Annotated in this window: 11 protein-coding genes; 1 reads left to right on the forward strand and 10 read right to left on the reverse strand. The window is 60.0% G+C overall.

Going from position 1 to position 13,150, the window contains the following annotated elements:
* The 5 genes from dtpA to rsxD form a co-directional block, all read right to left on the reverse strand.
* A complete protein-coding gene (gene dtpA, locus I6G83_RS17735; protein ID WP_054306106.1) occupies positions 1–1,518 on the reverse strand; it encodes a dipeptide/tripeptide permease DtpA in 1,518 nt (505 codons plus the stop codon).
* A gap of 593 nt (positions 1,519–2,111) precedes the next feature.
* Positions 2,112–2,753, reverse strand: coding sequence for an endonuclease III (gene nth, locus I6G83_RS17740; protein ID WP_054306105.1), 642 nt, complete (start codon positions 2,751–2,753; stop codon positions 2,112–2,114).
* Positions 2,750–3,451, reverse strand: coding sequence for an electron transport complex subunit E (locus tag I6G83_RS17745; protein ID WP_054306104.1), 702 nt, complete (start codon positions 3,449–3,451; stop codon positions 2,750–2,752). Before I6G83_RS17745 ends, nth begins: the two co-directional genes overlap by 4 nt.
* Positions 3,448–4,077: an electron transport complex subunit RsxG gene (rsxG, locus tag I6G83_RS17750; RefSeq protein WP_054306103.1), complete on the reverse strand. Its 630-nt coding sequence runs from the start codon at positions 4,075–4,077 to the stop codon at positions 3,448–3,450. The genes I6G83_RS17745 and rsxG overlap by 4 nt, the downstream gene beginning before the upstream one ends.
* Before the next feature lie 9 nt (positions 4,078–4,086).
* Positions 4,087–5,172: an electron transport complex subunit RsxD gene (gene rsxD, locus I6G83_RS17755; RefSeq protein ID WP_054306102.1), complete on the reverse strand. Its 1,086-nt coding sequence runs from the start codon at positions 5,170–5,172 to the stop codon at positions 4,087–4,089.
* 425 nt (positions 5,173–5,597) lie between these two features.
* On the opposite strand from rsxD, the gene I6G83_RS17760 reads away from it, so the two are divergent.
* The gene (locus I6G83_RS17760; RefSeq protein WP_054306101.1) at positions 5,598–6,488 is read left to right on the forward strand and encodes a helix-turn-helix domain-containing protein; all 891 of its coding nucleotides are present in this window, start codon (positions 5,598–5,600) and stop codon (positions 6,486–6,488) included.
* 136 nt (positions 6,489–6,624) lie between these two features.
* Here I6G83_RS17760 and rsxC read toward each other — a convergent pair whose 3' ends face one another.
* The 5 genes from rsxC to I6G83_RS17785 all read right to left on the reverse strand — a co-directional run bounded on the left by rsxC (position 6,625) and on the right by I6G83_RS17785 (position 12,998).
* Positions 6,625–9,057, reverse strand: a complete 2,433-nt coding sequence (gene rsxC / locus I6G83_RS17765) for an electron transport complex subunit RsxC (protein ID WP_062778952.1) — start codon at positions 9,055–9,057, stop codon at positions 6,625–6,627.
* Positions 9,050–9,625 (reverse strand): electron transport complex subunit RsxB, encoded by a 576-nt coding sequence (gene rsxB / locus I6G83_RS17770; RefSeq protein WP_015672218.1) that lies wholly within the window; start codon positions 9,623–9,625, stop codon positions 9,050–9,052. Before rsxB ends, rsxC begins: the two co-directional genes overlap by 8 nt.
* Positions 9,625–10,206, reverse strand: coding sequence for an electron transport complex subunit RsxA (gene rsxA / locus I6G83_RS17775; RefSeq protein WP_015672219.1), 582 nt, complete (start codon positions 10,204–10,206; stop codon positions 9,625–9,627). The genes rsxB and rsxA overlap by 1 nt, the downstream gene beginning before the upstream one ends.
* A 147-nt stretch (positions 10,207–10,353) precedes the next feature.
* Positions 10,354–10,791, reverse strand: a complete 438-nt coding sequence (locus tag I6G83_RS17780) for a DUF2569 domain-containing protein (protein ID WP_054306895.1) — start codon at positions 10,789–10,791, stop codon at positions 10,354–10,356.
* Between the two features lie 140 nt (positions 10,792–10,931).
* On the reverse strand, positions 10,932–12,998 hold the full coding sequence (locus I6G83_RS17785) for a carbon starvation CstA family protein (RefSeq protein WP_062778949.1): 2,067 nt from the start codon (positions 12,996–12,998) through the stop codon (positions 10,932–10,934).
* Between the last annotated feature and the right edge of the window lie 152 nt (positions 12,999–13,150).

The raw sequence follows: 13,150 nt of genomic DNA on the forward strand, positions 1-13,150 counted from the left end.
TTAGTGGCTGGTGGAGGTCGCCGGGGCTTTCTGCGTGGCGTCCTCGGGGTTGTCCAGCGTCATGCGGTGCAGCTTCGGCGCGGTCAGCATCATCAGGATGGCGATCACCCCGGTGGCGATGCCGATCTGCAGGAAGACGTGGCTGTAAACCGCCAGCGAGGCGTGGGCGTCGTTGATCTCGCCGGCCGGGGTAGCGGTCAGACCGGCCACTTTACCGGCGATGAGCGCGGCGGCGGCGGTGGTCAGGAACCAGGAGCCCATAATAAAGCCCATCAGGCGCTGCGGCACCAGCTGCGCCACCATAGCCAGGCCCAGGCCGGAAATCATCAGTTCGCCGATGCTCTGCAGCGCGTAGCTCAGAATCAGCCAGTTTACGGAGACGATGCCTGCGTCGTTGGCGAAGCTGGCGCCCCAGGTCAGCACCAGGAAGGCGCCGGAGCACAGGATCATGCCGAAGGCGAACTTGTGCGGCATCGGCAGGCGGTCGCCCATTTTATTGTACAGCGCCGCCAGAATCGGGCTGGCCACCATAATCCAGAACGGGTTCAGCGCCTGATACTGTTCCGGTTCAAAAGGAATGCTCAGAATGCTGTGCTCCACGTTATGAATCGCGAAGAAGTTCAGCGAGGTCGGCATCTGGGCGTAGAGCACGAAGAACACCACCGCTTCCAGCATCAGCAGGAAGGCGACGATCATCTTGCGGCGCGCGGCGCCGCGCATGGAGAAGGTCTCTTTGGCGAACACTATCACGATGCCGGCGGAGATAATCGCCAGCGCCCAGCGGGCGATCGTCTGGTTGTGCAGCAGCCAGGTGGAGACGGCGATCAGCGCCACGATGCCGGCCAGCACCATCAGCAGTTTCGGCAGGTGCAGCGGTTTGAAGTCCGGCTTGGAGCCGTGCTGCTTCACCCACTTATGGCACATCATAAAGTTGACCAGGGTGATCAGCATACCGACCACGCTCAGGGAGAAGGCGACGCTCCAGCCGTATTTGGCCGCCAGCCACGGGGTGGCCAGCATCGACATAAAGGAGCCGATGTTCACCGACATGTAATACATGGTGAAGGCGCCGTCCAGGCGCGGATCATCTTTTTCATAGCAGGTGGACAGCAGCGCGGACGGGTTGGCTTTAAACAGGCCGCTGCCGACGGCGATGGCCGCCATACCGAGGTAAACCCAGAAGATCTCGTGGCCGGAGTAGGCCACCATGGCATAACCGGCCGCCAGCACCAGCGCCCCCAGCACGATCACGCGCTTGGTGCCGAGCACTTTATCCCCCAGCCAGCCGCCGATGGCGACAAAGCCATAAACCAGGGCGCTGAAAGAGGAGAACAGGGTGATGGAGTCGGCTTCGCTCAGGCCAAGCATCTTGACCAGGTACACCGCCATAATGCCCTGCAGGCCGTAGTAGCCGAAGCGTTCCCAGAGTTCGATGGAGAAGATCAGATAGAATGCTTTCGGCTGTTTAAAAGCATTAAGACTGATGTCTTCCGGGTGTTTGTTGTTTGCTGTTGACACAAGTACCTCGATTTTTCACGACCCGTCATAAGTGACAGGAAAATACAAAAGGTGATGCCGAAAGCATCCTTCTGCGTTGTTATAAGATGGGATGACGGCGGTTAATGTTCACTATCTTTGTCAACCTGGCAAGCACTTTGTCATATTCGGTTACATATAACGGCGACGCAGGGAAACAACTATGTTGCAAATGTTATGCAGAATTAACGTTTGCATTTTTTTGTTTTACCGAGCTTTTGTTTTGTATAAAAGATATTCACGCCGAGCGTAGTGATATGTTCTGCTATTTGTCTTTTTATTAGACCATATCAATAGCTGTGAGTGATAATCTGTTGCAATGTCATGCATAACGGTTGTTTTATGGAATTATCGAAATATAGCAAAACGTGTAGCTCAGTTGTGAATGAGTTGTTTCGAGTGAATCGTGATGCAGGCCGCAATTTTATGCTAATTTTTCGCTTGAAATTAAGTGGAATATCAGATTCTGCGTAAATCCGCGTCATTGACGCGGTTAATGCTGCGCAACGTCACATTTCTGATAAAAAGGAGCGTCAGGAGGGCGGCGCCGGACGCGGTATGCGCCCGGCGGTCGATCAGGCGTCCGGGTAGACTTTTTCTTTATATTCGCACAGGTCTTCAATCAGGCAGGAGCCGCAGCGCGGCTTGCGCGCAATGCAGGTATAGCGCCCGTGCAGGATCAGCCAGTGGTGGCAGTCGACCTTGAACGCCGGCGGCACCACCTTCAGCAGCTTCTCTTCCACCTGATCGACATTCTTACCCGGCGCGAAGCCGGTGCGGTTGCTGACGCGGAAAATATGGGTATCAACGGCGATGGTCGGCCAGCCGAAGGCGGTATTCAGCACCACGTTGGCGGTTTTGCGGCCGACGCCGGGCAGCGCTTCCAGCGCCGCGCGATCTTCCGGCACCTCGCCGCCGTGCTGCTCCAGCAGAATGCGGCAGGTTTTGATCACATTCTCCGCCTTGCTGTTAAACAGGCCGATGGTCTTGATGTACTCTTTGACGCCGTCCACGCCCAGCGCCAGCATCGCCGCCGGCGTATTGGCCACCGGATACAGCTTGGCGGTGGCCTTATTGACGCTGACGTCGGTGGCCTGCGCCGACAGCAGCACGGCGATCAGCAGTTCAAACGGCGTGCTGAACGTCAGCTCGGTGGTAGGGTGCGGGTTGTTGTCACGCAGACGGGTCAGTATTTCCAGGCGTTTTTGTTTATTCATGAGGCTTTCTCTGGCTCTCCGTGCTTCGGCGTCGCATCGGCGGCGGTGGCCTGCGCCTTGCGCGCTTTCATCTTCTCATCAATCACATACTTTACCGCCAGCATCAGCCCGAGGCCGATAAAGGCGCCCGGCGGCAGCATCGCCAGCAGCAGCGGGCTGTCGAAATGCACCACTTCAATCCGCAGCACCTTGGCCCAGCTGCCCAGCAGCATATCGGCGCCGTCAAACAGCGTACCGTTGCCGATCAGCTCGCGCATGGAGCCGAGCACGAACATCGCGCCGGTGGCGCCCAGGCCGATAAACAGGCCGTCGATCAGCGCCAGGTTGACCGGTTTTCTGGCGGCGACCGCTTCGGCGCGGCCGACTACGATGCAGTTGGTGACGATCAGCGGAATAAAAATCCCCAGCGACTGGTACAGGCCGAAAGCGTAAGCGTTGATCAGCATCTGCACGATGCTGACCGCGGCGGCGATAATCATCACGTAGATAGGGATGCGCACTTCGCTCGGCACCAGCCGCCGCAGGGCGGAGATGGAGCCGTTGGTGATCATCAGCACCAGCGTGGTCGCCAGCCCGAGGCCAAGGGCATTGGTGGCGGTGGAGGTCACCGCCAGCAGTGGGCACAGCCCCAGCAGCTGCACCAGCGCGGAGTTGTTCTTCCACAACCCCTGAATCATTAACTCTTTTGCTTCACTCATTGGCTGACTCCACAGGCCGGCAGATGGTCGAGTTTAGGCGGCAGCGTCTCCATATACAGCGCGGTGCGGCGTACGGCGTTGACCACCGCACGCGGCGTGATGGTGGCGCCGGTGAACTGATCGAACATGCCGCCGTCCTTTTTCACCGCCCAGCGTTTATCATCCGGCCCGGTAATTTTCTGGTTACTGAAGAAGGTGATCCAGTTGCTGATGCGCAGCTCAATTTTATCACCCAGCCCCGGCGTTTCATGGTGTTCAACCACCCGGCTGCCGAACACGGTGCCGCTGAAATCAGCGCCGACCAGCAGCTTTATCGCCCCGGAATAGCCGTCCGGCGCGGTGGTTTCCAGCGCGGCGCCCACAGGCTTACCCTGTTTGCGCGCCAGATACAGCCGGTGCGCGCCGGTATCGCCCAGCGACGGATCGCTGACCAGATAGCACTCCGCCTGCATATCATTATCGTAATGTTCGGGCGGCAGCACCTGATCGAGCAAGGCTTTTTGCTGCAGCGCCGCCTGGTGGGCGATGGTTTTCTGAGTCAGCCCGTTAACCACCGCGGTCATGCCGGTGGTGGCCGCGGCGAACAAGGCCAGCGTTGTGCCATGCTTGCGCATTGATTTTAGCATGATGGCTCCTTAGCGATGGCCGTAAACACGCGGCTGCGTGTAGTGATCGATCAGCGGTACGGTGATGTTCGCCAGCAGCACTGCGAAGGCCACGCCGTCCGGGTAGCCGCCGTACACGCGAATCAGCCAGACCAGCACGCCGATCAGCGCGCCGTAAATCAGGCGGCCTTTCGGCGTGGTCGAGGCGCTGACCGGGTCGGTGGCGATAAAGAATGCGCCGAGCATGGTGGCGCCGGAGAACAGATGGATCAGCGGCGACGCCTGATGCGCCGGGTCAAGCTGCCAGGCCAGGGCCGAGCACAGCGCGATGGCGGCCAGCATGCTGAACGGAATCTGCCAGTGGATCAGTTTGCGCCCCAGCATAAACAGCCCGCCGGCGAGGAAACCGAGGTTTACCCATTGCCAGCCGACGCCGGCCAGCGCGCCGCCGAAGATTGGCGTCTGCAGCACCTGTTCTACCGAGTGGCCGCTGCGCAGCCCGGTTTTGAAGCCGTCCAGCGGCGTGGCCTGGCTGACGCCGTCAACGCCCATCTGCAGCTGGTGCAGGGTAAGCCCCTGGCCGGTCTGGCCGCTGAAAATGCTCAGCAGCACATCGTGAAACGGCAGCGCCTCGGCGCGCAGCGCTTCCGGCGGCAGCCAACTGGTCATCTGCACCGGGAAGGAGATCAGCAGCACCACGTAGCCGACCATCGCCGGGTTGAACGGATTTTGCCCCAGACCGCCGTACAGCTGCTTGGCGATCACGATGGCGAACAGCGTGCCGATAACCACCATCCACCACGGCGCCAGCGGCGGCAGGCTGATGCCGAGCAGCAGGGCGGTGAGCAGGGCGGAGTTGTCCGCCAGCCGGGCGCGCACCGGTTGCTTGCGCAGCGCCAGCACCGCGCCTTCCGCCAGCAGGGCGGTCGCCATAGCCAGCGCCGTCTGCACAAGGGAGCCATAGCCGAAGAACCAGATTTGCGCCGCCAGCCCCGGAATACAGGCCAGCATCACCCAGAGCATAATGCGGCTGGTGCTCTGCTGGTTATGGGTAAAAGGGGAACTGGCGATATGTAAGCCTTTGGTGGCGGACTGTTTTACCGGCCTAAACTTCATAGAATCACTACACCTGTCTTTGCCGTATTGCGGCAGATTTAACGCGCCCAAGGCGGGCGCAGGAAAATTGAAACGCGCTAACCGATTGGCCGCGATGCTCTACAGAGCAGCCGCGTTGCACGGAAGGCGCAAACGCAGCATTCTACCTTATTCATACCAAGGGTAATACGCATTGATGATGAGGGTATTGGGTTTTTAGCACATGTTGTTAGCTTTACCCGTGTCATCGTGTTGGTTTTATTCCGCCGCGTTTTGCGTTAGCTTAATTCTGGACTACCCGGGCGTGCAGTATAAAATCACGCAGACCCTATTCCCGTACTGATAACATGTTATTTTAGGTACATTTTTTCGCACAAAATATCAACCATGATATAATGTATACAGGTTACTATCCCGAGTCTTACTAAGTTAGTGAATTGATAATAATGACGAATGAAGACATATTTTTTATTGAAGAGCTGATCGAGTGGGTAGAAATACATCTGGAAACACGCCCGAACCTGGATGAAGTGGCACGCATCTCCGGTTACTCCAAATGGCATCTGCAACGTAAATTCAAGCGCATCACCGGCATTCAGCTGGCGACCTATATCCGCTCGCGTATCCTGACCCGCGCGGCGGTGGCTTTGCGCATCACCCACCGTTCGATTATCGATATCTCTGACGAACTGGGATTTGATTCACAACAAACCTTTACCCGTATGTTTAAACAGCGCTTTGGCACCACGCCGAATCGCTACCGTTCCATGGATAAATGGGACGTGAAAAATCTGATGCCGCGCTTTAGCTTTGCAGCGCAGTACGACAAAGGCTACTACCCGGAAGTCAAACGCCTGACGCTGCCGGAAATGCAGCTGGTCGGTTTTTCACGCCAGCTGGATTTTGAAGAACAGGAGATTGAGCATGACTCCTGTATGGCGATGAAAGATGAGATCTTTAATGACTTCTTCAAGGGGCTGGACGTCGGCTGCCGCAAGGTGTACAGCATCTACTCCGCGCGGCTGCAAAGCGAGGGGCTGTGCTCCGGCATCCACTCCATGGCGGTTGAGGCGCAGCACCGCAAGGATATCGTGTCCGGTCACCATACCGATAATATTACGCTGCCGCCGCGGGAGTATATTTCGATTACCCATAAGGGGTCGGCAAAAGAGTGCATCCAATTTTTTGCCTACCTGAGCACCCATGTGATGCCCGGCTTGCGTCATGACGTGAAGGGCAGCGTGGAGATGGAGATTATCGAGATTAACCAATGGCAGATGGACTCTAAACTGCGTCAGATTGACGTTGACTATACCTACCTGATTTCTATCGACTAATTCCGCACGTCGGCCGACAATCCGCTAGCGCGGGGCCGCGTGGGGAATCCCCCGTGTTACGATCCTTTCTCTGCTGATTATCTTGCGTCTGCAATGCGGTAAAAACGCCTCGCAGAGCGCGAGGCGTTGGTCAGGGCTATTTCTCGGTTTCCGCCTGTTGGGCAGCTTTCTTGGCCTTCACGCGGGCGATGGCGGCAGCGACGGCGGCCTTGCGCGGGTCGGTTTCTTCCGCAGCGGCTGGCGCTTCAGCCGGCGCGTCGTCCGCCTGTTGAGCCGCCGCTTTCTTGGCCTTTACGCGGGCGATGGCGGCAGCGACGGCGGCCTTGCGCGGGTCAGTTTCTTCCGCAGCGGCTGGCGCTTCAGCCGGCGCGTCGTCCTCCTGTTGAGCGGCTTTTTTGGCCTTCACACGGGCGATGGCGGCAGCGACGGCGGCCTTACGCGGGTCAGTTTCTTCCGCAGCGGCTGGCGCTTCAGCCGGCGCGTCGTCTGCCTGTTGAGCAGCCGCTTTCTTGGCCTTGGCGCGGGCGATAGCGGCAGCGACGGCGGCCTTGCGCGGATCAGTTTCTTCCGCAGCGGCTGGCGCTTCAGCCGGCGCGTCGTCTGCCTGCTGGGCTGCCGCTTTCTTGGCCTTGGCGCGGGCGATGGCGGCAGCGACGGCGGCCTTACGTGGGTCAGTTTCTTCCGCAGCAACCGGGGCCGGTGCTTCAGCCGGCGCGTCGTCCGCCTGCTGGGCTGCTGCTTTCTTGGCCTTGGCGCGGGCGATGGCGGCAGCGACGGCGGCTTTACGCGGGTCAGTTTCTTCCGCAGCAACCGGGGCCGGTGCTTCAGCCGGTGCGTCGTCCGCCTGCTGGGCGGCTTTTTTGGCTTTTACCCGCGCCAGCGCGGCGGCCACGGCGGCCTTACGCGGATCGTCAGCCTCGGCGGCGTCAACCGCCGGCGCATCAACCTGCTGTTGCGCTTTACGCTCCCGCGCCTGCGCCTTGCGCGCCTCGCGGGCGGCGATGGCGGCGCTGTTATCCGGTGCGGCGCCTGGCTGCACCTCGCCAACCGCAGCGTCGTTTTTGCTGCGTACGCGCGCCAGCGCCGCCTGAACGGCGCTTTGGTCGTTATCGGTCAGTTTGACCGCCGCTTTTTTGTGGCGCTCTTCACGCGCCAGTTTCTCGCGCTCCATGCGCGCCTGTTTGGCTTCGTAACGGGCTTTGGCTTCGGCGGCGCGCGCCGCTTCCTGATCGATCGCCTTGATCTCCGCCTTCTCCTGGCGGTAATACTGCACCAGCGGAATATTGCTCGGACATACATAGGCGCAGGCGCCGCACTCGATGCAGTCAAACAGATTGTGCTGGCGCGCCTTGTCGTGTTCCTGGCCGCGGCTGAACCAGTACAGCTGCTGCGGCAACAGGCCGGCCGGACAGGCGTCGACGCACAGTCCACAGCGGATACAGGACTGTTCCGGCTCCTGCGGCGCCATCTCATCGACGCTCGGCGCCAGCAGACAGTTGCTGATTTTAACGATCGGCACGTTCAGCGCGGGCAGGGTGAAGCCCATCAGCGGGCCGCCCATCACCACCATCTGTTGGCTTTGTGGCCGGAAGCCGGCGAATTTCAGCAGATGTTCCACCGGGGTGCCGATGCGCGCCCACAGGTTGCCCGGCTGGCTCAGCGCCTCACCGGTCAGCGTGACCACGCGTTCGATTAACGGTTCGCCGTCGACGATGGCGCGCTTAATGGCGAAGGCGGTGCCGACGTTTTGCATCAGCACGCCGATGGCGGAAGAGTGTTTGCCGTGCGGCACCTCTTTGCCGGTCAGGATCTTGGTCAGCTGTTTGGCGCCGCCGGACGGGTATTTGGTCGGGATCACCCGCAGACCGATGTCCGGATGCGCGCGCAGCGCCTCTTTGAGCGCGGCGATGGCCTCCGGCTTATTGTCTTCGATGCCGATCAGCGTCGTTTTGGGCTGCAGCAGATGGCGCAGAATATCGGTGCCCTGCAGAATTTCTTCCGCGCACTCGCGCATCAGGCGGTCGTCGGCGGTGATATAGGGTTCGCACTCGGCGGCGTTGAGGATCAGCGTTTCCACGCCGTGAGCGCCGCCCTGCAGCTTACTGGCGGTGGGGAAGCCGGCGCCGCCCAGCCCGGCGATGCCGGCCTGATGAATGCGCTGAATCAGTTCGTCCGCCGCCAGCTGGCGGAAGTCGGCCGCCGGCTGACGTTCACACCAGCGGTCTTCGCCGTCGGGGCGGATAATCACGCACAGTTCGGCCAGGCCGGACGGGTGAGCGGTGATATGCGGTTTGATGGCGATCACCGTACCGGAGGTCGGCGCATGCACCGGCAGCGTACGGCCGCGGCCCATGGTCAACGGCTGGCCTTTCAGTACGCTGTCGCCGGCCTGTACCAGCAGTTCGCCTTCCGGCCCCAGGTGCTGCTGCAGCGGAATAATAAAGGTATCGGGCAGCGGGGCGGTGCGCAGCGGGGCGCCGCTGGACTGCGTCTTCATTTCAGGTGGATGGATCCCGCCGTCGAAATCCCAAATGCGATCTTTTTTAAAGGCGGTGAACAGATTAAACATGTTGCTCCACGTGAATGACTTGCACCGGGATAGTTTTCATATCCCATTTCCAGTTGGCGGTGGTGGCGGCGACCGGCACCATTTCAATACAGTCTGTCGGGCACGGCGCGACGCACAGGTCGCAGCCGGTGCACTGATCGGCAATAACGGTATGCATGGCGCGGGTGGCGCCGACGATAGCGTCGACCGGGCAGGCCTGAATACATTTGGTGCAGCCGATGCAGTTGGCTTCGTCGATAAACGCCACTTTGCGTACCGGCTGGGCGACTTCTTCGCCGCCGTCCAGCGGCTGGGGTTCAACGTTGAGCAGTTCGGCCAGCTTCAGCATCACCTGCTCGCCGCCCGGGGCGCATTTGTTGATCATCTCGCCGTTGGCGACCGCCTCGGCGTAGGGACGGCAGCCGGGGTAGCCGCACTGGCCGCACTGGCTCTGGGGCAGGATTTCGTCGATCTGCTCGGCAACCGGATCTTCTTCCACTTCAAAACGGCGCGCGGCAAAGCCGAGCACCACGCCAAACAGCAGCCCGAGGGCGCTTAATGCCGCAATGGCAATCCACAACGCGCTCATTAGAATTTCACCAGACCGGTAAAGCCCATAAAGGCCAGAGACATCAGCCCGGCGGTGATCAGCGCGATGGAGGAGCCGCGGAACGGCGCAGGCACATCGGCAACCGCCAGACGCTCACGGATGGCGGCGAACAGCACCATCACCAGCGAGAAGCCCGCCGCGGCGCTAAAGCCGTAGACGGCGGACTGCAGGAAGTTGTAGCCCAGGTTGATATTGAGCAGCGCTACGCCGAGCACCGCGCAGTTGGTGGTGATCAGCGGCAGGAAGATGCCTAACAGACGGTACAGCGCCGGGCTGGTTTTACGCACCACCATTTCGGTGAACTGCACCACCACGGCGATAACCAGGATAAATGCCAGCGTGCGCAGGTAGATCAGATCGAGCGGCACCAGAATAAAGGTGTTGATCACCCAGGAGCTGATGGAAGCCATCGTCATCACAAAGGTGGTCGCCATGCCCATGCCGATGGCGCTCTCCAGCTTCTTGGAGACGCCCATAAACGGGCACAGGCCAAGAAACTTCACCAGGACAAAGTTGTTCACCAGTACGGTGCCGACAAAAAGAAGCAGGTATTCGGTCATTGCAACGCCTAAAAAAAGAAAAGCCGCTTATTATCGGAAATCAGCGGTAGAACGACAACCAATGAATCGCAGCGATAATACATTTTTGCCGTGAATTGGTCAAAAAACGCACGAATAACCGTTCGGATCGTGCGTTTCCCACTGTAATTATTCGGTAAAAGTATGTTTCACCCGCTGCGAACGGCGCAGATAAGGAACAAAAATCGCCGCCATCAGCAGCGGCCAGCCCAGGCTGCGCACCGCCACTTCGTCGGGAATCGGCGCGAAGGCGAAGGATTTAATCGCCAGCAGCACGGTAATCAGCAGCCACACCAGAAACAGTTTGGGAAAGCGCTGCGAGCGGTGGCAGAACAGCCACAGCAGCCACAGGGTGAAGACCCACATCGCCAGCGTCGTCAGCACGGAGAAATACCACTGCAGCGTAAAAGCATGCGCGTTGGTCAGCAGATAGTCGCGCGATTCCGGCGTGATAATCGCCATCGCGTACAGCACCAGCATCAGGCTGGCGCTGAGCAGGGTAACGATCAGATAGGCCATGGGGGCGAGCAGCCAACCGCCAATGCGATTGTATTCAGCGTGAGACATAAACGGCTTCCTGGATAACGGGTTAAGGCAAACTGCGCCATAGAGTAGCGGGTAATGCCCACGCCGTCATCTCCATGCGTGCGCTGTGGGTCGGGGAAAGCATTGCCGCCGGTTGACGGCAATGCTGGTTAACCGGCGCTTCAGGCCTGGCGGGCTTCCTCCCGCAGCGTCACCGGGCTTTCCTGCACCGTCGGCGTATTGGAGCGCAGCGCGCGGCGGATCACGAAGAAGGCCGAGATCAGCATGGTGACGGCCACCAGCATAAAGAACCCGCAGAGCGCGGCGTTAATCTGGTTGCTGAACACGATGGTCTGCATATCCTGCAGCGTTTTGGCCGGCGCGATAATCTCCCCTTGCTCAATGCCGGCGGAGAATTTCTTCGCCTGCGCCAGGAAGCCGATGCTCGGCTTTTCGTGGAAAATTTTCTGCCAGCCGGCGGTCATCGAGGTGATGAACAGCCAGACGGTGGGCACGATGGTGACCCAGGCGTAGCGCTGCTTCTTCATTTTAAACAGCACCACGGTGCCGAGGATCAGCGCCATGGAGGCCAGCATCTGGTTGCCGATGCCGAACAGCGGCCACAGGGTATTGATGCCGCCGAGCGGGTCGATAACGCCCTGATAGACGAAGAAGCCCCAGCCGGCCACCGCCACTGTGGTGCCGGCCAGGTTGCCGAGCCAGGAGCGGTTATTCGCCAGGCGCGGAACCGCCACGCCCACCAGATCCTGCACCATAAAGCGGCAGGCGCGGGTGCCGGCGTCGACGGCGGTCAGAATAAACAGCGCCTCAAACAGAATGGCGAAGTGATACCAGAAGGCCATCATCGTGCGGCTGTTGAACACCTCGCTGATAATATGCGCCATGCCGACGGCAAAGGTCGGCGCACCGCCGGCGCGCGACAGCACCGAGTTTTCGCCCACTTCCTGGGCGATCAGCGCCAGCGTGTCCGGCGTCACCACGAAGCCCCAGCCGTTGATCACCTGCGAGGCGTTTTCCACCGTGGTGCCGATCAGCGCCGCCGGCGAGTTCATGGCGAAGTAGACGCCGGGATCCAGCACCGAGGCGCAGATCAGCGCCATAATGGCGACGAAGGATTCCATCAGCATCGCGCCGTAGCCGATAAAGCGCATGTGGCTTTCCCGCTCCACCAGTTTCGGCGTGGTGCCGCTGGATACCAGCGCGTGGAAGCCGGAGATGGCGCCGCAGGCGATGGTGATAAACAGGAACGGGAACAGCGCGCCGGAGAATACCGGGCCGCTGCCGTCAATAAAGCGCGATACCGCCGGCATTTTCAGCTCCGGCATGGCGAAGACGATGCCCACCGCCAAACCGATAATCACGCCGATCTTCATAAAGGTCGACAGATAGTCGCGCGGCGCCAGCAGCAGCCAGACCGGCAGCACCGAGGCGACAAAGCCGTAAATCACCAGCACCCAGGTCAGCGTGGTGCCGTGCAGGGTAAAGAACGGGCCCCAGTAAGGGTGCTGCGCCACGTTGCCGCCGTAGATAATCGCCAGCAGCATCAGCACAAAGCCGATCAGCGAGATCTCGGCAATTTTGCCGGGGCGGATAAAGCGCATGTAAATGCCCATAAACAGCGCGATAGGAATGGTGGCGGCGATGGTAAACAGCCCCCACGGGCTGTCCGCCAGCGCTTTGACCACCACCAGCGCCAGCGCCGACAGGATGATGATCATCACCCCCAGCGCCCCCAGCATGGTGATCACCCCGGCGAAGGCGCCCAGCTCCTGTTTGGCCATCTCCCCCAGCGAGCGGCCGTCGCGGCGGGTGGAGATAAACAGCACCAGAAAATCCTGCACCGCCCCGGCCATCATCACGCCGACCAGGATCCAGATGGTGCCGGGCAGGAAGCCCATCTGCGCGGCCAGTATCGGGCCGACCAGCGGGCCGGCGCCGGCGATGGCGGCAAAGTGGTGGCCGAACAGCACCCACTTGTTGGTGGGCACGTAGTCCAGGCCGTCGTTGTGCCGTTCGGCGGGCGTCAGCCGGCGGTCATCCAGTTCGAACACCTTCTTGGCGATAAACAGGCTGTAGAAGCGGTAGGCGATGCTGTAACAGGCGACGGACGCCACCACCAGCCAGACCGCATTCACGTGTTCGCCGCGGCTGAGCGCCAGCATGGCGAACGCGCCGGCACCGACTAACGCCACCACCAGCCAGATAATTCCGGACTTGACGTTCTTCATGGTAAACAACTCCTTGGTGTGCAGAGAGATAAACAGAGATGTTGTTATGGGTAATGAATACAGCTTAAAAATAGGAGTTTTAGGCGGGAAAAGAAGTCGTTCGGCGAAGAAATGTGAGGCTAGTATTGCTTTATTGTAAAAACAATGTGATG

Origin of the sequence: Serratia rubidaea, assembly GCF_016026735.1 — a bacterium.
Classification (GTDB): Bacteria; Pseudomonadota; Gammaproteobacteria; order Enterobacterales; family Enterobacteriaceae; genus Serratia_B; species Serratia_B rubidaea.